We start from the raw sequence: 21513 nt of genomic DNA, 5'->3' as shown, positions 1-21513 counted from the left end.
GAGACGATGATGTTCCGTCGAGCCACGACGCGCGTTCTGTTGCTGCTATGCGCGATGTATTTCATCACGTATGTCGATCGAGTCAATGTCAGTACCGCTGCGAGCGCATTCGCCTCGGAGCTGCACCTGTCGCACACGGAGATCGGCTTCGTGTTCTCCGCGTTCGCCTATCCGTATCTCGTGTTCCAGATCATCGGCGGCTGGGTCGGCGACCGCTTCGGTCCGCACCGCACGCTCGCCGTCTGCGCGGTCATCTGGGCCGGCGCCACGGTCATGACGGGCATGGCGGGCGGCTTCGTCTCGCTGATCGTCGCGCGCCTCTTGCTCGGCCTCGGCGAAGGCGCCACGTTCCCGACCGCGACGCGCGCCATGTCCAACTGGGTTCCCGCCGACCAGCGCGGCTTCGCGCAAGGCACGACGCACGCGGCATCGCGCATCGGCAATGCGGTGGCGCCGCCGCTCATCGTCTGGCTGATGGTCGCGACGAGCTGGCGCGGCGCGTTCATCATCACGGGCATCGTGAGCTTCCTGTGGGCAGTGGCCTGGATCTGGTACTTCCGCGACAATCCGCGCGAGCATCCGAAGATCACCGAGCCAGAGTGCGCGACGCTCTCGAACTATTCCGGCATCAAGGAGCGGCTGCCCGTGCCGTGGCGCGCGCTGCTCGGACGCATGGCGCCCGTCACCGCCGTGTACTTCTGCTATGGCTGGGTGTTGTGGCTTTTCCTCGGCTGGATTCCGCAGTACTTCCTGCACAACTATCACATGCAGCTCGGCAAGTCGGCGCTCTTCGCGTCGGGCGTGTTCTTCGCGGGCGTGCTTGGCGACTGGCTCGGCGGCTCGATCACCGACCGCATCCTGCGCAAGAGCGGCAACCTGCGTCTCGCGCGCAACGTGATGGTCGGCGTGTGCATGCTGCTCACGCTGCTCTCGCTCGCACCGATCATGCTCGTGTCCGACATCTCGATCACGATGGCGGCGCTGTGCCTGTCCGGCGGGTTCTTCTTCAACGAGATGACGATCGGACCGATGTGGGCCGTGCCGATGGACATCGCGCCGAAGCACGCGGGCACCGCGAGCGGCATCATGAATTCGGGCTCCGCGCTCGCGGCGATCATCAGCCCGGTGATGGGCGGCTTTCTCATCGACCGCACGGGCAACTGGAACCTGCCGTTCACCGTCTCGATGGTGCTGATGGCGGCGGGCATCGTGCTCTCGTTCACGATGCGCCCGGATCGCGCGCTCGAAGTCGAGGGCGGCGAAGCGGCGGCCCGCGACGCGCGCAAGTTTGTTTGAACGGAGAGTGAACGTGGCTGACGCATCCATCACGATAGAACGCGAGGAGACCATCGCGACCGTCGTCATCGACCGGCCGGAGAAGCTGAACGCGATGACGAAACCCCTGTGGCGCGCACTCGGCGATGCCATCGAAACGCTCTCCGCCGACGACTCGCTGCGCTGCATCGTGCTGCGCGGCGCAGGCGAGAAAGCGTTTTCGCCGGGCAACGACATCGCCGAATTCCGCACCGACCGCGCGAATGTCGAGCAGGCGCGCGAGTACGGCGCGATCATGCACCGCACGCTCAGCGCGCTGAAGGACTGCCGGCATCCGCTCGTCGCGATGATTCACGGCATCTGCGTGGGCGGCGGGCTCGAGATCGCGGCGATGTGCGATTTGCGCATCTGCGGCGAATCGAGCCGCTTCGGCGTGCCCATCAAGAACCTCGGGCTCGTGATGGCGCATGCGGAGATCGAAGGACTCGTGCGTCTTGCGGGACCGGCGGTCGCGCTGGAGATTCTGCTGGAAGGCCGCGTGTTCGATGCGCGCGAAGCGTTCGAGAAGCGGCTCGTCACGCGCATCGTGCCCGACGATCAGGTCACCGCCGAGACCTACGAGACCGCACGCCGCATCGCGGATGGCGCGCCGCTCGTCGCGCGCTGGCACAAGCAGTTCGTCAGACGCGTGATGGACCCGGCGCCGCTCTCGCCCGAGGAACGCGACGAAGGCTTTGCCTGCTATGGCACCGAGGATTTTCGCGCAGGCTATCAGGCTTTCCTCGACAAGGTGAAGCCGCAATTCAAGGGACGCTGACATGACCCACCACGCACAAGGACCGCTTGCCGGCATGAAGGTCGTCGAGCTGGCGCACATCATGTCGGGGCCCATCTGCGGCATGATGCTCGCCGACATGGGCGCCGACGTCATCAAGGTCGAGAAGGTCCCCGGCGGCGACGACTGCCGCCGCTTTGCGCCGATCCTCGAAGGCGGCGAATCGGCGTCGTTCCTGATCGTCAATCGCAACAAGCGCGGTATCGCGCTCAATCTCAAGACCGAGGGCGGGCGCGAAGTGCTGCGCAAGATGCTCGCGACCGCGGATGTCGTCACCGAGAACTACCGTCGCGGCACGATGGAAAAGCTCGGCATGGGCTACGAGGCGCTCAGGCGCGACAACCCCGGCCTCATCTATTGCGCGATCTCGGGGTTCGGGCGCAGCGGACCGATGGCCGACAAGGGCGGCTTCGATTTGATCGCGCAGGGGATGAGCGGACTCATGAGCATGACCGGCGAACCGGGACAGGCGCCGATCAAGGCAGGCTCGCCCGTCACCGACATCAACGCGGGCATCCTTGCCGCGCTTGGTATCTGCGCGGCCTACGCGGGCAAGCAGAAGACGGGGCTCGGGCAGATGGTCGACACGTCGCTCTTCGAAGCGGGTCTGCAGCAGATGTACTGGGCGTTCGCCAACTACTTCGCCGATGGCACGGTGCTGCCGAAGGCCGGTTCCGCGAACCCGACGAGCGCGCCGTATCAGGCGTTTCGCACGCGCGACGGCTGGGTGAACATTGGTGCTGCGAACCAGAGCAACTACGAGCGGCTCGTCGGCGTGCTGGAGATTCCGGGGCTTGCCGACGATGAGCGCTTCCAGACCAACGCGGGGCGCCTGAAGCACCGCGGCGCGCTGGTCGATATCCTGACGGCACGGCTCGTCGAGCGCACGACGGCGGAGTGGCTCGCGTCGTTCGATGCGATCGGCTTGCCTTCGGGACCGGTGCTCGAAGTGCCGGAAGCCGCCGCGCACGAGCAGGCGATCGCGCGCGGGATGATCGTTCAGACGGAGCATCCGCTCGCGGGGCGCATGCGCGGGATCGGGCTGCCGATTCATTTCTCCGAGGGACGCGCGGAGTCGTCGCGGCCTGCGCCGCTCTTGGGGCAGCATACGTCGGAAGTGCTCGCCGAGTATGGGTTCAGCGAAGCGCGCATTCGGGCGTTGAAGGAAGAGGGGGCGATTCTGGAAGGGTGAGGGGAGGCCTGGCGCTTTCGGCAGGATTGGACCGATGCGCTTGCGCTTCTGTGGAACTTGCTTTCGCGTCGGTCTATTAGCAATGCGCTGTCCGGGCGAATACAAGTTCCATAGAAGCAGAGAAACATCAGGCGGCGTACCCGACCGCCTCCCGACCACGAGCGTCAGCCGCATCCAACACGAGCCCAAAGAACGCATCGGCATGCTCAGGATTGAGCCACCGAACGATGAGCGTCATCCGCCGCTCGGGCTCGATCCACATGAACGAACCGCCCGCGCCGATCGCGAACCAGCTCGAAGCGGGCACGCTCGGAAACACGCGTCGCTCGTGATTGAGCCAGACGAGGTAGCCGTAGAACGGCGCGATCGCGCAGGGCGTGCGCATGCGCGCGAGCCACTCGCTCGACAGAACCCGCCGGCCGTTCGCCATGCCATCGTCGAGCAGCATCTGCGCGACCTTCGCCTGATCGTTCGCGCTGATCGAAAGACCGCCGCCCCAATGCGTCCCACCCGGCACGGACTGCACGCGCCGTCCGTCGATCTCGACCCACGCATGGTCATATCCCACCCACTGCCAGTCTTCGCTCGCGCCCACCGGACGCATAATCGCCTCGCGAAACACCTCGGGCAGCGGCCGGCGGAACAAATGCAAGAGCGCCAGCGACAACTGATTGATCCGCACGTCGTTGTATTCCCAGTACGTGCCGGGCGTGCGCAGCTTGCGCAAGTCGCCCTTCCTGCCGGCGGGCGGCTCGCCGAACGTGACCGCGCGATAGTGGTCGGCCTGATCCGGCAGGCCGAAGCACGCGCCTTGCCATTCGCTCGTCTGCTGAAGTATCTGCGCCCACGTCACGCTTGCGTTGTGTTCGTCGTCGAAACCGATGCCGGGCACGCGCCGGCAAATCGGTTCGTCGACGTCGGGCAGCAAGCCGCGATCGTGCGCGACGCCTGCGAGCAGCGCAAGATAAGTCTTCGCGATGCTGAAGGTCAGGTCCGCGCGATCCGGCTCACCCCATGACGCGAGCACGCGTCCGTCGACCGCGATCGTCCCCGACACCGGTCCGCGGTCGTGCACCGGGCCGAGCAGGCGGTTCCACGGCGGCGGGTCGTTCGGATGCACGCCGAACACGCCGTCGACACTGCGATCCCACGTCGTTTCATGATCGATTGCGAATTGCACCGCGCGTTGCAGATCGTCGTGTTGCATGTCTTGCGATTCCTTTTAAATCCAGTGCGAAATTCAGTGCGCGTTCAGGCGCCGGCGCGCCCACACGAGCGTGAAGAGACTGATAACCGCCGCGAGCATCAGATAAAAGCCCGGCGCCAGATTGTTGCCCGTCGCGGCGATCAGCGACGCCACCGCGAGCGGCGTGAAGCCGCCGAACACCGTCGTGCCGATGTTGTAGCCGACCGCCATGCCGGTCGTGCGCGTGCGCGTCGGGAACAGGTCCGACATCAGCGCGGGAATCGGCGCGAAGTAGGTCGCCTTCAGCACGGCCACCCAGATCACGGCGGCGAGCAGCGTCGCGAGCGAGGGATGCGCGTTCATGAACATGAACGCCGGATAGATCGTGAGGAAGAAAAGCGTGCCCGCGCCGAGCATGATGCGCGTCCTGCCGACCTTGTCCGACCAGTGGCCGACGAACGGCGTCAGCACCATCACGATGAAGCCCGCGACGAGCGTCGCGATGAAGCCATATGAAGGGGCGAGCCCGAGCTGGCGCGCGGCGTAAGTCGGCATGTAGAGCAGCATGTAGTTCGCGGTCGTGGTCAGCACGAGCGAGCCGATCGACACCAACAGGCGCTCCTTTTGCGTCGCGAGCACTTCGCGGATCGGCGAAGCGGAGCGTTCGGTGCGTTCGAACTCGGGCGTCTCGTCGATATGACGGCGGATGTAGAGCCCGATCGGCCCGATCAGCATGCCGAACAGGAACGGAATGCGCCAGCCCCAGCTTTCGAGTTGCGGCTGCGTGAGCATGCCGGTCAGCACCGCGCCGAACGCGGAGGCGAGCAGCGTGCTCGCGCCCTGGCTCGCGAACTGCCAGCTCGACATGAACCCGCTGCGCTTGGGCGCATGTTCGATCAAAAACGCCGTCGAACTGCCGAACTCGCCGCCCGCCGAGAAGCCCTGCAACAGCCGCGACAAAAAGATGCCGATCGGCGCGAGGATGCCGATGGTCGCGTAGGTCGGCATCAGCGCGACCATGCCGGTGCCGATCGTCATCATCGCGATCGAGAGCGTAAGCGATGCCTTGCGGCCGCGGCGGTCGCTGTATGAGCCGAGCACGAAGGCGCCCACCGGCCGCGCGAGATACGACAGCGCGAACGTGCCGAGCGTGAGCAGCAGCGAGACGGTGCGGTCGCTCGTCGGGAAGAACAGGTGCGAGAGCGTCGAGGCGAAATAGCCGTAGACGACCAGGTCGTAAAACTCGAGCGCATTGCCGATCGAAGTCGCGAGAATCAGCCGCGACATGCTTGTATGACCCGCGCTGGTTGCGCCTGAGCGCCCTTCGGCGGCGAAGTCAGTGCTCATGGCTGTGCTCCTTCGCGATCGTCGCGATGGCTTTGGTCGGCAAGCCGCGGGCGTCGCCGAGATCCCAGAAGAGGCCCGCCATCATGCAGAGCCCTTCGCGCGCGACGGAACCGAGCAGATGCTCGTTCGGCGCGTGCTGCGAGCAGCCGGGGTAGGAGTGCGGCACCCAGAGCGTCGGCATGCCGAGGATGTCGGCGAAGACGTCGTTCGGCAGCGTGCCGCCGAGATTCGGCAGCAGCACGGGCTCCTGGCCGGTGGTCTCCCGCAAGGACTGCCGCGCCCATTGCACCCACGCGTTCTCGGGATCGACGCGCGTCGCGGGACTGCCGCGCTCGACATCGACTTCGATCATGTGAAAACCGTGCGCATCGAGATGGCGCCGCACGAGCGCTTCGAGCGCTTCCCAGTCCGTGCCGACGACAAAGCGGATCTGCATGTGCGCGTACGCATGCGGCGGAATCGCGTTGACGGGCTTCTCCGGATTGCCCGTGCGAAACGCCAGCACTTCGAGATTGTTCCAGCCGAATACGCGCTCGGTCGGCGTGAGGCCGGGTTCGCCGTAATCCGTGTCGATCGCAGGTTCGCCCGGGTTGCCGCCCACTTCGATATCCGCGAGCGCGCGGCGCACGGCCGGGGGCACGGGCGGCGGACGCAGCCCGTCGACGAGAATGCGGCCGTTCGCATCCACCATCGACGCGATCGCGTTCGCGAGCACCACGCCCGGATTGCGCAGCAGACCGCCCCAGTTGCCCGAATGATGGCCGCCTTCGCGCAGCCGCACGTCGAGCCGGAAGTTCACGACGCCGCGCGAGCCGAGAAAGAGCGTCGGGCGCTTGGCGGCGAGCCGCGGGCCGTCGGAGGCGATCAGCACATCGGCGGCGAGCTCGTCGCGCAGTTGCGCGCCGAGCGCGTGCAGCCCCGGCGAGCCGACTTCCTCGCCGGTCTCGAACAGCATCTTGAGATTGAAGCCGAGCCGGCCGCCGCGCGCTTCGAGCACGGCGGCGAGCGCGGCGAGGTTGATGCCGTGCTGGCCCTTGTTGTCGGCGGTGCCGCGTCCGTACCAGCGGTCGCCGTCGACCGTCACGCGCCACGGCGAGAGTCCGTCGTTCCACTGCGCGTCGTAGCCGCGCACGACGTCGCCGTGACCGTAGGTCAGCACGGTCGGCAGATCGTCGGATTCATGGCGATGCGCGACCAGGAACGGCCCCGCGCCCGCCTGCGGATTCTCGACGACGCGGCATCGAAAGCCGAGACGCACGAGCGCGGGCGCGATTTCGTCGTCGAGATAGGCGCGCAGCAGCGCGCCGCTGTCCGCCTCCTGACTCTCCGTGCGCAACGCGACGCGCCGCGCGAGGTCTTCGAGAAAGCGGCCGGAATCATAGCGATTCGCCGCGTTTTGAATGGCCGACTCACGTGTCACATCGTTCTCCGGTGCGGCGCGCGCGGTGGCGCGCAGGGTTCGAATCAAAAGCGTTGCGCCGATCTTGCTGTCGCCGATATTTGTGGACAATCACAATATTTGGCAGATATCGTTGCCGAAAAGGCAAACCGGAGAAGCCATCAACATGCAAAGCACCGCGCTGCGTTATTTCCTCGAAGTGGCTCAGAGCGGGTCGCTGTCGCGGGCATCCGAGAAGCTTTTTGTGGCGGTGTCGGCGTTGAGCCGGCAGATCGCAAAGCTGGAGGACGAACTGGGTACGCCGCTTTTCGAGCGGCGTCCGCGCGGGATGGTATTGAGCGAAGCGGGGCGCCTGCTTGCCGCGCATGCGCGGCGCAGCCTGCTCGAAAACGAGCGCGTGACCGGCGAGATTCGCGGGCTGACGGCGGACGGGCGCGCGACGATACGCGTTGCGAGTTCGGAGGGCGTCGCGCGCGATTTCCTGCCACAGGTGTTCGCGCGCTTTCTGGACACGCATCCGGCCGCGCATTTTCAGCTCGACGTGATGGCGCCGTCGGTCGCGACGCAGCGGGTGCGCGAGGGCGCGTCCGATATCGCGGTGTGCTTCAGCCTCGCGCCGGAGAAGGACGTGACGGTGGTTCATTCGCAGCGCGCGCCGATCTTCGCGCTGATGCGGCGCGGGCATCCGCTTGCCGCGCGCGAGTCCGTGACGCTCGCCGATCTCACCGCGTGGCCGCTGGCGATGTCCGGCGAGGGCGTCACGATCCGGCAGTTATTCGATATCGCGTGCAGCCTCGAAGGTCTCATCTTCGAACCCGCGTTCACGAGCAACTATCACGCCGCGTTGCAGAGCTTCGTGCAGCGCACAGACGCGGTGACGCTCACGGGTTATCTGACGGTGCGCGGGCGGCTGGAATCGGACGGGCTTGCCGCCATTCCGATCAGCAACGTCGAACTGCATCAGCGCACCCTCCAGGTCCAGACGATGGCCGGTCGCACCTTGCCGCAGGCGGTGGAAGCGTTTTTGTCGCTGCTCACGCGCGCGATTCACGAACCGGCGCTGATCGACTGAAGCGGCGCGCGATCGAAAGACGGGAACCACCGATGTCTTCAAAGTGTCTCGACGTGATTGGTGCGGCCGGGGTTTCACGCTTACAGTAGGTCTTTTTCGTGCCCCCAAAGCCTTATGGCAATGTGGCCGCGTCCGAAATTCGATACTTGTTCAGCGTAGTCTTAATCAGAGGTGATCCCATTCTTTTGCCTTTTGTTCACGGTTATGCCACTCGCTGGATCAGTCGTTCACGGATAGCACAAGGGTCGGCGCCGGAATTTCCTTGGCCTCGATTTCGACATTCAGCGGCGCAACCGCCGTGCCAATTGCGAAGAATTCGATCGCGTGACTTTCCCAGCGGTGCGACTTTTCATGGATCATCGTGCCGATCACGCCTCCGGCCTTGGCGGTCTGCGCTTCGATCTGCATGCGCTCGATTGCCAGTTCGCGCGCGCTGTAAATCGCTTGGGTGAACTGCTCCAGTTCCGCGTTGCGACCGGCCTGATTAAACGCCTTCATGCCGCGGTGTGCGACGTGGTACACGCAACTGCCCATCACCAGTTCGATGGGCCGGTAGCCGGAATTCAGCAGCGTGTAGAAATCCTGACCTGGTAGGTCCGAGGTGGAAGGACCGCCGTCGTGGGCCCTGAAGCCCTTGGTGTCATGTTATGGACCACGACCGTGCCAATGGCGACGAACTCGAGAATGTCCGCATCCCACTCGACATGCTTGATCTCTAGGACGTTGTGAGGTACGGCGACGCCATCGCGGTCGGCCTGATCGCGGCGGCGGCCACGCCGGTGCTGATGCGCCTCGACGTCGACCTGCGGACCATGAGATTCTTTACGCTATTTGTGGCCTACCACCGCTTTTACTCGCGGCTTATGAACTGTATCGTGCCTCCTTTGATCCGCGGCAGGCATCGATGCTTCAGAGGGATCGGAAAGAAGCTACCACTGCGACGGCTCAACTTGTATTATCGGGCAACCCCATTTACATACGTCATGCGGCAAAGTCTCGAAATAGCTGATGCCAGTGAATCTATCTCAAAGCTGCTACGTAATCTTCAGTTCTTGTTGCATAGCGTTCGTGGCACAAAGGCGCCGGTATTCCGCGACCGGCGCTCGATATCGGTCGAATGCGCTAACGAACTTCTGGCCGAGTATTGTAAGAAAATCCACGACGCGAAGACCAGGTTTGCCGTCGGCGCTGCGGTTTCACGCAGGTTTTAAAGCTGGAAAGCCATGATATCTCCGTCGGTAAAATAGCCGGCGAATGCGTATGCAGAGACTGTGCCGTATCTTACGAGTGCAGGCGCGTCGATTGCGCGTCGCTGCTATTCTCATGACGGGGGGGACAAGGACGGCGATGCGCGCCGACGCAATCAGGTACGGCTGCGTGCACTGTGCAACGACGTTTCCGCCCGCGATGTCGCGGTCTTTTCCAGTCACGATCCGAGCGAATTCGAGCGTCTCGCGGGGCGGTCTCCCGGCATACCGATAGAAGCACTGAAAGGCAAAGGTGCGTCGTGACTGGAATGCGCTTGGCGGGCATCGTCGATCCTACGAGCGATGTGCATTGACTGGGAGTCTCCCGTGAACCTTAATCGCTCTCAGATGCGGGCGAATGGCAAAGCAGCAAGCGCAACGTGCTCGTGGCAGCCGCGCGTCCATTCGTCGGCACGTCTGCGGGCGCATCGTCCCACCCCGCTCGATAGGAAATGGTCGCGCCAGCAGATATCGGGCACATACAAGCGTATGTACCCGACTGACCCGACCCAGCAGGTTTCACACGAAACCATCTACACGGCCATTTACGCGCAGCCACGCGGCGAACTACGCCGCCAGTTGATTGCCTGCCTGCGCCACGGCCATAGCACCCGCATGTCCCGCGCGCGCGGCACGGACCGGAGCGGGCAGGTTCCCTACATGGTCAGTATTCACGTGCGCCCACCCCGAAATCGACGACCGCCTGCTGCAGCCACTGGGAAAGCGACTTCATCAAAGGCGCCGGCAATCAATCGTCCGTTGGTGTTCTGGTCGAACGGACCAGCCGCCTGATGTTGCTCGCCAAGATGGAAGACGCCACCGCCACTTCAGCGCTGGCGGGTTTCCCTGCCAAACTCAACTCGATTGCTGCGCCCTTGCGACAAACCTTTACCTACGACCAGGGCAAAGAAATGTCGCGGCATCAAGAACTCACTGCAGCCACTGGCGTGCGCCTGTATTTCTGCGACCCGGACAGCCCGCGGTAGCGGCACTTGCGAGAACACCAACCGATTGCTGCGCCAGTACCTCCCCAAAGACTCTGACCTCTCAGTCTAAGTCAGGACGAACTCGATGCTATCGCCGACAGCTTGAACAGCCGGCCGCGCGCAACTCACGCATTCCATTCGCCATTCGTGGTCTTCGCTGCGACACTTTCCTCAGCCAGCCAATCACAAAGCGCTAAACACTGAACCTCGTGTTGCACTTCAGTTTGAAACCGCCCACGTCTAACCTTGTCCTTGCAGCCGCGCACTTGACAAAATGCGCTCACGGCCCGCGGATTGCACTGAACTTATTCCCGCCATAGTCGAGGCGATTTGAGCGGAGCTGCGATGCGGACTTTCGAAATCACGATCGTATGTCGTTCATCCGAGGCGTTGCCTCAAGACACAGTCAGACAGATTGCGGCGTACTGCAGTTTGCGCTTCCTGACATGTCTCACTGAAACGACCAACAGGCTAACCTTTGTTGGAAAGGCGGAAGCCTCGGCCGTCCGCACATTCGCTGAAATTATGCTAAGCGTCCAAGGGGTCCAGTCGGTGAGAATCGAATGCGTGCCGATCAACTAGCTCCGCCTCCTCTCCGATGCGACACCGTGCTTACATTGCTACTGGGCCCAGAAGAGCGCCGCCCCGTAGACGGGACGGCGTAAGACGTTTGCCCCTGCTGAACTACGACTCGTTGCGACGACATCGTGGACGCGAGTTTCTAGCCCGCTATTTTTTTGCTTCCGCGCCGGGCGTCGCGGCGAGCGCAAGATACCTTTGCGTTACCTGGGGAAGATGCTCCAGGAGCCACTGCGCCATCGCAACTTCTTGAGGCAAGATCTGCTCGCAGGCTGACTTTGTCTCGTAGTCCCCGTTTGCCTCTGCCGCCGCGATCAGCGACGTGTACGAAGCAATCTCGAGATTTTCAAAAACATAGCTGGATATTGCGCCCTTAACAACCTCGTCCGACATTGTCATTCCACCGGCAGCCTGTCCAAACGCCATAGCTTTTGCAGCCAAATCCTTGATAGTCGATGTGCTGCCGCCCAACCGCTCGATACACTGGGCCACAAGTTTTTGCTGACCAAGCGTCTCTTCCAGGTGCTGATCAATTCGCGCCTTGAGTTCCGGATAGTGTTCGAGCCGCCCGGACTGTGCGCGCAACATCTGCTCTGCTTGCTGCTCCATCGCATGGGCATCCCGCAGCCAGTCAAGGAGGTGCTCCTTCGGATCAGTCATGGTCATACTCCCATCGTCAAGTCTCTACGTGCGCAATGCGTCGCTTCTCCGGCCTGAGGGCCGTGCGGCGCCGATGCCCTTACTTGCCTACCTCTTCCTGAGAAAGCTCTTGCTTGGCGAGCATGGTGAGCTTCTCGTCGGTCGCCTTTTCTTCCTGTAGCGTCTCGAGCAGCAACTTCATGCCCTCCGTGTATCCGAGCTTCTTCGCTAAGGTGGCTAACGTCCCATAGGTCGCAATTTCATAGTGTTCGACCTTTTGAGCGGCGGCAATCAGCGCCGCGTCCAAAATGGGACCTTTTTCAATCTCTTCAATTTGCTCCTGCCCCTCCTCGACGAGGCCCTCCATTGCAACGCACTTCACGCGTTTCAGTCTGATTTGAGAAGCTTCGACAACTTGGTCGATCCGTTCGATCTGGCCTTGCGTTTCCTCGAGGTGGGTAGTGAATGCCGCAGCTAGCTCTGGGCTGGTCGCCGCTCTCGCCAGTTTCGGCAACGCCTTAGTCAACTGCTTTTCCGCGCTATAGACGTCGGAAAGCGCGTGGATGAAAAGGTCATTCAGTGTTTTAGTGGGCATGATTTCTCCAGGTTGGTCGATAGGGCGCCGACGCGGCACAGGCTCTTACGCAACGAATGTGCCGCGTCCGTACCTGCGTCTGTTGGAACAGCTCGGCAAGTCTCGGCTTGCGATGGATGAAGCGGTTTCTTAATTCACCTTCGACTAGCGCGCATAACGCAACACGCAGGCCGCCACTCGCTACGTAACGCTCGTGAGATCGGCAAGGGCGGTATCCACGACCTGGGTGAAGCGTGGCGTTTTCGCACCGTCGAATAAAAGGCCAGAATGATCCGGGGTCGAAACGACCGATGAAGTCACGCCGCTCGCCATCGACGGCACGCTCCTCTTCTGCGCGCTGCATCAGAACGCTATCGCGCTCGATGGCGCGGCGGGTGAGGAAAAATGGCGCCTCGATCAAGCTTGAATCCGATGCGAGCTTTCGGCAGGCGACCTTTCCGGTCCCGGGGTACGCGCGCTCGCGAGCTCACTTTTCTGAAGCATTCGCTAAGCGGGACAGAGAGCAATGCTCTGCCTATCCTCGTTTCCCTACCCAGCACGCCGATTTCGTTGCCGGATTCCAGTCTGATCCCCGCGTTGCGGCGTCTGTCGCACGTTTTCGAGCGAGAGGGAAGGGGCGGCAGTCGTGGGTCCTTCATCAGGCTTGACTGCGTTAAGAAGGCGCAACAGACGACCCACGTGACGGGAGCCACCGAAAACCAATCAATTGCGTTGCCGGCTGCGGCCAGTCAAGATAGGGCCGGGCGTTCGCGAGGGCGGCGCCGTCTTTAACTTTCAGGGTCAATCAAAATGGCAACCGGTACGGTCAAGTGGTTCAACGATGCAAAGGGTTTTGGTTTCATCACGCCGGACGCGGGCGGCGATGACTTGTTTGCGCACTTCTCGGAGATCCGTTCGGAGGGGTTCAAGACGCTCGCAGAAGGGCAAAAGGTGAGCTACGAAGAGAAGATGGGTCCCAAGGGCAAGCAAGCGTCGAACATCAAGCCGGCGTAGGCGAGTCTTGCGTCAAGGCGCCTCGATCGAATGCCGTCGGGGCGTCAGCAGAGCAGAGAGGAGGCTCGGAAGTCCGCCTCCGGGAGGCGCCGACAGCACCAATAGCGAGCGCTTCACCAGCGCCATCACTTAGATTCTAACCGGCCTCAGCACACAAGATTCCTGACACGTCTCGGCGCATGCTTTCCGACGTACGTTCGGCACGCGTGCGGCGGCGCGTGAGATGCCAACCGATGTCGTGCAGGCCATTCTTGGCCATGCATCCTTGCAAACGACCTCCATCTATGTTCGCGCTGAACGCCGACGCATGCTCGACGCGGCGGCGCGCTTACGCAGATGAAGCGGAGTAATCTCCCCTCGCTTGCGACGACGTTTCGAGCCAGTTATCGGCTGCGTTCGAGGATCGCATATTGCTGAAAAACGGGCCGGTATCGACGCTGCAAGATTTCAGCGCGATTGCATCAGCCAACCACCAACGGTCTTTCCCCCAATGACATGAGCGAAGCTGACGAAGTGCCATCTCTATCTGTCTACAAGAACGCGTTTCGTGCCTCCCCCGCTGCATGCATGCTTCTATCGACTGGTCCCGATGCAATCGTGCTTGCAGTCAGTGACGCTTTCTCGCATGCGTTTTCCGTCGAGGCGAGACCGGTCGTCGGCGTCAGTCTCTATGATCTTTCTGAGCTAGCGCTTGTTGGATGCGAATCGACGCGGGAAGCGTTACGAGGCTCAATTGCACTCGTCGTGGCGAGCGGAACACCGGACTGCGTCATTCTGACCGCCGAGTATGGCGAACACGCCGCGCTGACCGAGGCAAAGTGCAGTTGGAGAGTGGAGCATGCGCCGGTGCATGATGAAAGCGGTGAACTCGTCTGCGTCCGCCAGACCGTCACCGCGTGCAAGGCGGCTGCAGAAATCGCGTCTTCCGCGACGCTTCCTGACAGCGAACTTCGGTATCGCACGTTGTTTGAGCAAATCAATCAAGGCTTTTGCATCATTGAGATGCTATTCCACGAGGACGGAACGGCTGCTGACTATCGGTTTCTCACCGTGAATCCGGCGTTCGAGGCGCAAACCGGCTTGGTCAAAGCAACCGGACGAACCATGCTGGAACTGGCGCCTCATCATGAAAAGCACTGGTTCGAGACCTACGGCGAAGTCGCGCGAACGGGCATGCCGGCGCATTTCCAGAACGAAGCGGCGATGCTCGACCGTTGGTACAACGTGCACGCATTTCGCCTGGACCCGTCTAGACCGAACCAAGTGGCCATCCTGTTTTCGGATATCACCGAGCAGCGAAACGCTGATCAGCGACGCAAACGAAGCGAACGCGGCGCCCGGGCGGCGGCGCTGCTGGCAGAGGCCGCCACTCGCCGTCTCGATGCACTTCTCGAGGTGGTGCCCGTCGGGATTGTCGTCAGCGACCGCAACGGTGCGATCGAGCGCGAGAACCGAATGTTTGCGCAGTTGTGGGGCCAACATCACCCGACCCGAACGACTCTCGCTGATCTCGGTAGTTGGAGGGCTCGCTGGGCGGACCACTCGACGCGGCACGGACACGCCCTGGAGCTTGCCGATTGGACGACAGCAAGAGCCCTTCGCGGGGAAGAGGCAGTCGGTGATTTACTCGAGATCGAGAGTTTCGACGAACCGCCGGTCCGGCGAGTTCTCTTAAGCAGCGGTGCACCGATCCGGGACGAAAACGGCGAGATCACGGGCGCGGTCGTCGCCCAGTTGGACATCACCGAACGGATAGCGGCCGAGGAGGAATTGCTGGTTGCCGCAAAACGCAAGGACGAATTCCTGGCGATGCTTTCTCACGAGCTACGCAACCCGCTTGCTCCCATTGCATCGGCGGCCGATCTAATCAGGGTGTTCCCCAACGACGAACCGCGGGTGAGCAAGGCGAGCGCCATCATCGCCCGTCAGGCGAAACACATGGCGAGCCTGATCGAGGATCTTCTTGATGTTTCACGCGTCACGCAAGGCTTAGTGCAATATGAATTCGAGGTGTTGGACCTGAATCGAGCGGCAGCGGATGCCATTGAGCAGGTGCGACCCATCATTGAGCGGAAAAAGCACCGCTTTTCGCTCCATACTTCACCCGGCGCCGCGCTGGTGCGCGGAGACGAGAAGCGCTTGATTCAAGTGCTGGCCAATCTGCTTATCAACGCCGCAAAATACACGCCGGAGGGAGGAACGATCGATTTCACAGTGCGCATCGAGAGCGGGAACGTTAAGCTGGTCGTGTCAGACAACGGGATTGGCATGACCCCCGACGTCACCGCTCATGCGTTTGAATTGTTTTCACAGGCAGAGCGCAGCGCCGACCGGTCACAGGGCGGACTGGGAATCGGTTTGGCGCTGGTGCGAAGTCTTGTAACGGCACATGGCGGTTCTGTCTATGCGTGGAGCGCGGGCCCTGGGCTTGGCAGCACGTTCGTCGTCTGCCTGCCCTACCTCGAAGTCACGCATGCGGGCCTTTATCGGGCCGAGCACCCAACGGCCGGCGAGTCGTCTTCGCTCGCCGAATTGAAGATGCTGATCGTTGACGATAATGCGGACGCGGCGGAGGCGCTAGGGATGCTGGTCGAAACCGCGGGCAACGACGTACAGTACGCTTCCGACGCGACAACGGCTCTTGAGGTAGTCGAACGTTGGCGCCCGGACGTCTGCCTGCTCGATGTTGGCCTGCCGGATATTGACGGCTATGAGTTGGCCGGCATGCTTCGCAACAGAGCTGAAACGGCGAAGGTGGTCCTGGTTGCAGTCACCGGATATGGCTTGCCGCAAGATAAAGAGAAAGCACTGGCTGCTGGCTTCGATCATCACTTTGTCAAGCCACTTGACTTCAAATCGCTGCTTGGGGTTTTGGGCGAAATCGCGTCGCCAAAGAAATAGCTGGGCTAGCGTTCGGACCGGTGCCTGCCGATGGTGCGCAGCGCATTGTGGTTTGCCGTTCCGCGGTGGCCTCTAATGTCCGGCGGTCAAACTGCGAACTTCGGCAACCGGCCAAGAAGCGTCATTCGCCTGCATCCTTGCTCGGACGTTACCTGGCGAACGCCATCTCGAAGTTCGGCACTTCCTCAGTTTTATGTGGGACATACAACATAACAGTTACAGTTTATTACGCAAAATTCGTCCCGTCATACAAATAGAACAAGCCCAAAGGCAGCACCAAAGCGACCACGGGCATACGGGGAAGTCATGCAGCGGGAAAAAAACAATCAGCCCTTCAAAGGGCCGGCCATCGCGGTGTGCATCGCAGCATCGACCGTCGTCACGAGTGCATGGGCGCAAGACGCGGAGACGCCGCCGGCCATTCATGTCGATGTCGCCAACCAGGCTCAGCCGCTCATCTCGCTGCCGAGCACGCCGACCCCAAGCCCGGTCAACAAGACCGGACCGCTACCCGCTGCCAATGGCGCGCCGCTCACGCCGCGCGGCACGCTGAACGCGGCGTCCTCGCTTGACAAGAGCGAAACGCTCGCCGGCGCGCCGCGCGCCCGCGCCGCGGACGTCAACAATCAGCAGCCGCTCGACGCCACGCTCGGCGGTGTCGTCACCACCGACACCGTCACGCTCGCGGGCCAGGATTTCTATAACTGGTTCGCGCAGGCCTGGAGCGCGATTCCGCTCTCCGAGCGCTACATCGTCTCGGTGCACGAGCGGCCTTCCGCGCGCTACGGCAGTCTGGTCTGGGTGGAATACGGCCAGCGCCGCGTGTTTCAGGCGTTCCTGCCGATCGCCCGTTCCAACGTGCGGCCCGTCGCGGAAGGCGCGGCGCAGGTGGCGTTCCAGAACGTCATGCAGGCGGACCTGACGCGCCTGCTGTTCCGCGACGCCGACATGGCGACGGACGAACTCTAATAAAACGCAACACGGCCAGCTACGGGGAATCACGATGAAAATGAATGCGCTTGTCAAACGCGCGGCGCTCGCCTGCGCGCTCTCGATTCAGATTGTCGCCGCTCACTCCACCGCGCTCGTTTACGAGCCGATCAATCCGAACTTCGGCGGCAACCCGCTGAACGGGCCGAACCTGCTTAACGAGGCGAACGCGCAGAACAAGTACAAGGACCCGGCGACGAGCGGACTCGGCACGAGCGGCCAGTCCACGCTCGACCAGTTCAACACGCAGTTGCAGCAGGCGATCCTCTCGCGCGTCGCGTCGTCGATTTCGAGTTCGATCGTCGGCACCGACGGCACGCTGCATCCGGGCACGATCAACACGGGCAACTTCTCGATTTCGATCACGCAGGTCTCGGGCAACAACCTGCAAGTCACGACGACCGACAAGACCACGGGCGCATCGACCACTTTCATCGTCGGCAACGGCCAGTAACGCGAGAGCAATACGAAATGAACAAGAATGCCGCGAAAACCACCGCCATGCGCACGACTCTGGCTGCAATGGTCTTCTCGACGATGCTGCTCACGGGTTGCGTGACCCAGCCGATGGCCTCGGCCGGCAACGCGACGCTCACGCCGCCGACGCGCGTCACGCGGGACCTCACGCACCTGCCGCCGCCCAAGGGCAGGATCACCGCCGCCGTGTACGGCTTTCGCGACCTGACCGGCCAGTACAAGCCGTCGCCAGACAGTTCGTTCTCGTCGCAGGTGACGCAGGGCGGCGCCTCGTTCCTTGTCAAGGCGATGCGCGATTCCGGCTGGTTCACGCCGGTCGAACGCGAGAACCTTCAGGACCTGCTGACCGAACGCAAGATCATGCGCGCACTGGAGACGCCCGACGACAAGAACCGCGTGATCCCGCAGATCGGCGCGCTGGCGCCCGCGAGCATCGTGCTCGAAGGCGGCATCGTCGGCTACGACTCAAATATCCGCACGGGCGGAGCGGGCATCGCGTATCTGGGGATCTCGGCGTCGCAGCAGTATCGCGTCGATCAGGTGACGGTGAACCTGCGCGCCGTGGATATCCGCAACGGCACGATCCTCAACAGCGTCTCGACGACCAAGACCATCTATTCGATCCAGATCGACACCGGCGTGTACCGCTTCATCGGCTTCAAGGATTTGCTGCAGGCCGAGATCGGAATGACGCGCAACGAGCCGCAGCAGTTGTGCGTGAACGAGGCGATCGAATCCGCGCTCGTGCACCTGATCGTGCAGGGTGTGGCTAACCAGACCTGGTCGCTCAAGGACATGAAGGACTGGTACGACCCGACGATGCAGCGCTATCTGCAGGAAAACCAGGGCTACGCGCAGACGATGGAAGCGGTGAATCCGCCCTACGACCCGGCCAAGGTCGATCCGCCCAAGGCCGTTGGCAGCGGCGTGAGCGGTTGAGCCAATCGAACAGGAGGAGACCAGCATGAAAACTCCGCGTATCCCGAAGCTCGCGCTTGGCGCGGCGCTCGGCGCGGTCGTGAGCGTGTCGCTCGCGGTGTTCGCCGCGGACCTGTCGCCGGTTTCGGACTTCGGTCCGTCGGAGCCGGGCTTCGGCGGCGCGACGCAAGTCGCGAGAGTCAAGCAGGCCGGCGCGGAAAACCGCCTGACCGCCGTGCAATCCGGGCACAACGGGCTGATGGCGAATCAGGCGGGCGTCGCCAACGCGGCCGTCATGGCGCAAACAGGAACGGACAACTGGATGGCGCTTTCGCAAAGCGGCAGCGGCAACCAGTACGGCGGCTACCAGGCGGGCACGAGCAATCGCTCGGTCACCGTGCAGAGCGGCAGCGGCAACGCAGCAACGGTCACGCAGATCGGTTCGTCGATGTCATCGCGGGTGACGCAGCTCGGCACCAACGACTCGGTCACCATCCTGCAGAGCCGCAACGGCGCCGGCCTGTCGGTCACGCAGACCGGCAACGGCGCGCGAGCTTCGGTATTGATGAAGTAGGTGGGAGGAGACCAGGGCAGCAAAGTTTCGAGACCGCAGGTGCGGGGCAGTTCGCAGTGGAGTGGGCCGGCATGGCAGCGGGGGCTGTCATCCGTAAGCGGTAATCAATCGAAGTATTCCAATATCAAATCAACGAGGCGTACAAAAATGAAAGTCAAGGCAATCATCATCGCTATGGGTCTGGCAGCACTGGCATCGACGTCGGCATTCGCAGCGGACAGCTACTCGGTGGGCGAGCGCGCGAGCGTCGCGCAGTTCGGCAACGGCAACACGGCGAAGGTCGACCAGCAAGCGTCCAGCTATGACGACGTGAAGGTGCAGCAAACGGCCAATGGCGCGACCGCCACGGTCACGTCGACGACCGGCGCGTTCAACAAGACCGACATCAAGCAGAACGGCGTCGGCAACAATTCGAACCTGAACGCGACGGTGACGCAAGACGGTGCCTATGCCGAGCAAACCCGCATCTCGCAGTCGGGCAGCAATTCGACGGCCAGCGTGTCGCAAACCACGTCCTCGTTCGACAACGACTCGATCAACCAGAACGGTTCGAACAGCAAGGCGAAGATCACCCAGACCGGCGCGTCGAGCAACATCGTCAACATCGATCAGGGCATGAACAAGGCCTACGGCAAGATCAATGGAGGCGACGCCACGGTGACGCAGACCAGCACGATCGGCAACAACGTGCAAATCTCGCAAGACCGTGGCAACGACAAGGCCGTGGTCAATACCAACGGCGGCGGCTTCAACAAGACGACCATCACGCAGACGGGCGGCGGCACGGACGCTTCGGTGCAGCAAAGCAGCGAACTCGCCGACACGGTGTCGATCAAGCAGGACGGCGCCGAGATCGCGAACGTCTCGTCGACCAACGGCGGCGGCAATCACACAAGCATCGACCAGAGCGGCGCGAGCCTGCCGAACCTCGTGAGCGTCCACCAGATCAACGCGCAAAACGAAACGACCAACGTCGTTCAGAGCGGCGCGGCGTTCAACAAGGTCTATGTCGACCAACTGTATGAAGCCAACGACCACACGACGGTGATCCAGAGCGGCAGCGAAAACACCGCTTCGGTCGCGCAACGCTTCGGTGGCTACAACACCGTGAACGCACTGCAGATCGGCAACAACAACAACGCAGACCTGTCGCAACAGGCCGCGGTGGAGTCGTCGCTGCTGTCGACGCAAATCGGCGAACTGAACTCGGTGAGCGCATCGCAGACGGGTTCGCGTGAAGAGCTGACGCTCGTTCAGGGCGGCCTCGGCAACATCGCCACCGCTTCGCAAAGCGGCGCGGGCAATGTCGGGCTGATCGCACAGGCTGGCCTCGGTAACACCGCGTCGCTGACGCAAGCCGGCTATGGCAACTCGGCGGCCGTGACGCAAGTCGGCGTCGCGAACAAGGCAACGATCGCACAGCACTAAGCTCGACGGCGCGACATCATCAGGGTGGTGAACGGTCTTTCAGCCCGCTCACCGCCCCGTTTGCTCATCGTCAGTTGCGCCTTTTTCCTGCGGCGATTGACTGTCCAATCGTGCGATCTCAAGACTGCGCCCTCCGCCAATTCAACCAGTTCGGTGCTTAAGGCTATGCTGCGTACTACATCGAATGCGTACCCGTCTGGCTATGCAGCGGTGCTTGTCTTCTCGTTCATCCGTCGCACCTGTGGCCCTGCGACAACGAGCTTGCCTCGTAGATCGACATTGAAGCTCACGGCAAAACTATCCCGTCGTTCGGTTCAATTTCCGCAGCGGACTGCGGGATGGTCGCTTGAGGTGACAAACTACCAGTAGCGTCCGGGGGCTTACGCCGTCATGACGCCGCCGATTGACACGTTCACGAAGAGCAATGCGAGTCCGAAGTACTTGAAGCGTTCGAGTACCTAAGCGGCGGACAGTCTGTCTCGCAAGAGAAGCGCCCCGAGCGTCATTGCGTGCCGGTTCGGTAGCAAGGAGCTCAGCAGCGGAATGGCAAACAGCGAGAACCAAACCACGGCAACCTCTGCGCGCAGTGGCAAGAAGCGAGAGAGCCACATAACGACGTTCGTCATCTGGCTGTGTCGGCGGCGCTGTCAGGCGGGGACGTGAACCATCGCGGGCCGAACCGGGCGTGAGCCTGTCAGATTTTCTGTGTGCAGAGGTCATGAGACGATAACGGAAATAACATTCTATGACCGAAGCAACCGTGACAAAGAAGAGCAAGAACCCGAAGGCACCGAAGCTGTTTCCCGATGAGTTGATCGACCAATTTATGCCCAAGTGCAGGGCAAGGATGCTAAGTCGGTCCTGGGCGAATCAGGTCTGG

The 21513-nt window shown here is 62.3% G+C and carries 20 protein-coding genes and 3 pseudogenes; 16 read left to right on the top strand and 7 right to left on the bottom strand.

Features of this window, described 5'->3' with window-relative positions:
- The first annotated feature begins 6 nt into the window (after positions 1-6).
- The 3 genes from AWB66_RS22825 to AWB66_RS22835 are packed head-to-tail and all read left to right on the top strand — an operon-like array spanning position 7 to position 3302.
- A complete protein-coding gene (locus tag AWB66_RS22825; protein WP_087632368.1) occupies positions 7-1296 on the top strand; it encodes an MFS transporter in 1290 nt (429 codons plus the stop codon).
- 13 nt (positions 1297-1309) lie between these two features.
- A complete protein-coding gene (locus AWB66_RS22830) occupies positions 1310-2092 on the top strand; it encodes an enoyl-CoA hydratase/isomerase family protein (protein WP_087632367.1) in 783 nt (260 codons plus the stop codon).
- A 1-nt stretch (position 2093) separates the two neighbouring features.
- Positions 2094-3302: a CaiB/BaiF CoA transferase family protein gene (locus AWB66_RS22835; RefSeq protein WP_235021198.1), complete on the top strand. Its 1209-nt coding sequence runs from the start codon at positions 2094-2096 to the stop codon at positions 3300-3302.
- 127 nt (positions 3303-3429) lie between these two features.
- Here AWB66_RS22835 and AWB66_RS22840 read toward each other — a convergent pair whose 3' ends face one another.
- Genes AWB66_RS22840 through AWB66_RS22850 form a run of 3 tightly spaced genes read right to left on the bottom strand, consistent with a single transcriptional unit; the run spans position 3430 to position 7255 of the window.
- Positions 3430-4509 (bottom strand): serine hydrolase domain-containing protein, encoded by a 1080-nt coding sequence (locus tag AWB66_RS22840; protein WP_087632365.1) that lies wholly within the window; start codon positions 4507-4509, stop codon positions 3430-3432.
- Positions 4510-4542: 33 nt separating this feature from the next.
- Entirely contained in the window at positions 4543-5835 is a 1293-nt protein-coding gene (locus tag AWB66_RS22845) for an MFS transporter (protein ID WP_087632364.1), read from the bottom strand.
- Positions 5825-7255: a M20 family metallopeptidase gene (locus AWB66_RS22850; RefSeq protein ID WP_087632405.1), complete on the bottom strand. Its 1431-nt coding sequence runs from the start codon at positions 7253-7255 to the stop codon at positions 5825-5827. Before AWB66_RS22850 ends, AWB66_RS22845 begins: the two co-directional genes overlap by 11 nt.
- 145 nt (positions 7256-7400) lie before the next feature.
- On the opposite strand from AWB66_RS22850, the gene AWB66_RS22855 reads away from it, so the two are divergent.
- On the top strand, positions 7401-8306 hold the full coding sequence (locus AWB66_RS22855; RefSeq protein ID WP_062640976.1) for a LysR family transcriptional regulator: 906 nt from the start codon (positions 7401-7403) through the stop codon (positions 8304-8306).
- Positions 8307-8525: 219 nt separating this feature from the next.
- Here the strand turns inward: AWB66_RS22855 and AWB66_RS34450 are convergent, their stop codons facing one another.
- Positions 8526-8804: a heavy metal-binding domain-containing protein gene (locus AWB66_RS34450; protein ID WP_235021197.1), complete on the bottom strand. Its 279-nt coding sequence runs from the start codon at positions 8802-8804 to the stop codon at positions 8526-8528.
- A gap of 227 nt (positions 8805-9031) precedes the next feature.
- Here AWB66_RS34450 and AWB66_RS22865 point away from each other — a divergent pair, with 227 nt between their 5' ends.
- Positions 9032-9517, top strand: coding sequence for a hypothetical protein (locus AWB66_RS22865; RefSeq protein ID WP_087632363.1), 486 nt, complete (start codon positions 9032-9034; stop codon positions 9515-9517).
- A 305-nt stretch (positions 9518-9822) separates the two neighbouring features.
- Positions 9823-10743 (top strand): annotated as a pseudogene (locus AWB66_RS22870) (IS30 family transposase).
- Between the two features lie 525 nt (positions 10744-11268).
- Here the strand turns inward: AWB66_RS22870 and AWB66_RS22875 are convergent.
- Both AWB66_RS22875 and AWB66_RS22880 read right to left on the bottom strand, forming a co-directional pair.
- Positions 11269-11778: a ferritin-like domain-containing protein gene (locus AWB66_RS22875; protein ID WP_087632404.1), complete on the bottom strand. Its 510-nt coding sequence runs from the start codon at positions 11776-11778 to the stop codon at positions 11269-11271.
- A gap of 79 nt (positions 11779-11857) precedes the next feature.
- Complete coding sequence (locus tag AWB66_RS22880; protein WP_087632362.1) at positions 11858-12352, bottom strand: YciE/YciF ferroxidase family protein; 495 nt, start codon at positions 12350-12352, stop codon at positions 11858-11860.
- Between the two features lie 310 nt (positions 12353-12662).
- Here AWB66_RS22880 and AWB66_RS35280 point away from each other — a divergent pair, with 310 nt between their 5' ends.
- The 9 genes and pseudogenes from AWB66_RS35280 (at position 12663) to AWB66_RS22920 (ending at position 20633) form a co-directional block, all read left to right on the top strand.
- The gene (locus AWB66_RS35280) at positions 12663-12758 is read left to right on the top strand and encodes a hypothetical protein (RefSeq protein WP_456151190.1); all 96 of its coding nucleotides are present in this window, start codon (positions 12663-12665) and stop codon (positions 12756-12758) included.
- A gap of 383 nt (positions 12759-13141) precedes the next feature.
- Positions 13142-13345: a cold-shock protein gene (locus tag AWB66_RS22885; protein WP_087632361.1), complete on the top strand. Its 204-nt coding sequence runs from the start codon at positions 13142-13144 to the stop codon at positions 13343-13345.
- 169 nt (positions 13346-13514) lie between these two features.
- Positions 13515-13685 (top strand): annotated as a pseudogene (locus tag AWB66_RS22890) (tyrosine-type recombinase/integrase); the annotation flags it as partial.
- A gap of 155 nt (positions 13686-13840) precedes the next feature.
- On the top strand, positions 13841-16246 hold the full coding sequence (locus AWB66_RS22895) for an ATP-binding protein (protein ID WP_087632360.1): 2406 nt from the start codon (positions 13841-13843) through the stop codon (positions 16244-16246).
- Between the two features lie 306 nt (positions 16247-16552).
- A complete protein-coding gene (locus AWB66_RS22900) occupies positions 16553-17215 on the top strand; it encodes a CsgE family curli-type amyloid fiber assembly protein (RefSeq protein ID WP_087632359.1) in 663 nt (220 codons plus the stop codon).
- A gap of 40 nt (positions 17216-17255) precedes the next feature.
- Positions 17256-17690, top strand: a complete 435-nt coding sequence (locus AWB66_RS22905) for a curli assembly protein CsgF (protein ID WP_235021196.1) — start codon at positions 17256-17258, stop codon at positions 17688-17690.
- Between the two features lie 17 nt (positions 17691-17707).
- Positions 17708-18652 (top strand): CsgG/HfaB family protein, encoded by a 945-nt coding sequence (locus AWB66_RS22910; protein WP_087632357.1) that lies wholly within the window; start codon positions 17708-17710, stop codon positions 18650-18652.
- Between the two features lie 25 nt (positions 18653-18677).
- Positions 18678-19205, top strand: coding sequence for a hypothetical protein (locus tag AWB66_RS22915; RefSeq protein ID WP_087632356.1), 528 nt, complete (start codon positions 18678-18680; stop codon positions 19203-19205).
- Between the two features lie 147 nt (positions 19206-19352).
- Positions 19353-20633 carry a hypothetical protein gene (locus tag AWB66_RS22920; RefSeq protein ID WP_087632355.1) on the top strand — a complete coding sequence of 427 codons (1281 nt, stop codon included), beginning with the start codon at positions 19353-19355 and terminating at the stop codon, positions 20631-20633.
- Between the two features lie 458 nt (positions 20634-21091).
- Here the strand turns inward: AWB66_RS22920 and AWB66_RS34985 are convergent, their stop codons facing one another.
- Complete coding sequence (locus AWB66_RS34985; RefSeq protein WP_407642306.1) at positions 21092-21259, bottom strand: putative Na+/H+ antiporter; 168 nt, start codon at positions 21257-21259, stop codon at positions 21092-21094.
- Positions 21260-21378: 119 nt separating this feature from the next.
- On the opposite strand from AWB66_RS34985, the pseudogene AWB66_RS34460 reads away from it, so the two are divergent.
- Positions 21379-21513: pseudogene (locus tag AWB66_RS34460) on the top strand (IS256 family transposase); the annotation flags it as partial.

Origin of the sequence: Caballeronia telluris (genome assembly GCF_001544495.1) — a bacterium.
GTDB lineage: Bacteria > Pseudomonadota > Gammaproteobacteria > Burkholderiales > Burkholderiaceae > Caballeronia > Caballeronia telluris.
The sequence above is the reverse complement of the archived record's forward strand: the minus strand, read 5'-3'. Positions and strand labels throughout refer to the sequence as shown.

Coding starts and splice junctions, on each gene's coding strand:
- AWB66_RS22825 (WP_087632368.1), top strand. CDS start 7: ATGATGTTCCGTCGAGCCACGACGCGCGTTCTGTTGCTGCTATGCGCG.
- AWB66_RS22880 (WP_087632362.1), bottom strand. CDS start 12,352: ATGCCCACTAAAACACTGAATGACCTTTTCATCCACGCGCTTTCCGAC.
- AWB66_RS22920 (WP_087632355.1), top strand. CDS start 19,353: ATGAAAGTCAAGGCAATCATCATCGCTATGGGTCTGGCAGCACTGGCA.
- AWB66_RS22840 (WP_087632365.1), bottom strand. CDS start 4,509: ATGCAACACGACGATCTGCAACGCGCGGTGCAATTCGCAATCGATCAT.
- AWB66_RS22905 (WP_235021196.1), top strand. CDS start 17,256: ATGAATGCGCTTGTCAAACGCGCGGCGCTCGCCTGCGCGCTCTCGATT.
- AWB66_RS34450 (WP_235021197.1), bottom strand. CDS start 8,804: ATGAAGGCGTTTAATCAGGCCGGTCGCAACGCGGAACTGGAGCAGTTC.
- AWB66_RS22855 (WP_062640976.1), top strand. CDS start 7,401: ATGCAAAGCACCGCGCTGCGTTATTTCCTCGAAGTGGCTCAGAGCGGG.
- AWB66_RS22910 (WP_087632357.1), top strand. CDS start 17,708: ATGAACAAGAATGCCGCGAAAACCACCGCCATGCGCACGACTCTGGCT.
- AWB66_RS22845 (WP_087632364.1), bottom strand. CDS start 5,835: ATGAGCACTGACTTCGCCGCCGAAGGGCGCTCAGGCGCAACCAGCGCG.
- AWB66_RS34985 (WP_407642306.1), bottom strand. CDS start 21,259: ATGACGAACGTCGTTATGTGGCTCTCTCGCTTCTTGCCACTGCGCGCA.
- AWB66_RS22885 (WP_087632361.1), top strand. CDS start 13,142: ATGGCAACCGGTACGGTCAAGTGGTTCAACGATGCAAAGGGTTTTGGT.
- AWB66_RS22900 (WP_087632359.1), top strand. CDS start 16,553: ATGCAGCGGGAAAAAAACAATCAGCCCTTCAAAGGGCCGGCCATCGCG.
- AWB66_RS22875 (WP_087632404.1), bottom strand. CDS start 11,778: ATGACTGATCCGAAGGAGCACCTCCTTGACTGGCTGCGGGATGCCCAT.
- AWB66_RS22835 (WP_235021198.1), top strand. CDS start 2,094: ATGACCCACCACGCACAAGGACCGCTTGCCGGCATGAAGGTCGTCGAG.
- AWB66_RS22895 (WP_087632360.1), top strand. CDS start 13,841: ATGAGCGAAGCTGACGAAGTGCCATCTCTATCTGTCTACAAGAACGCG.
- AWB66_RS22915 (WP_087632356.1), top strand. CDS start 18,678: ATGAAAACTCCGCGTATCCCGAAGCTCGCGCTTGGCGCGGCGCTCGGC.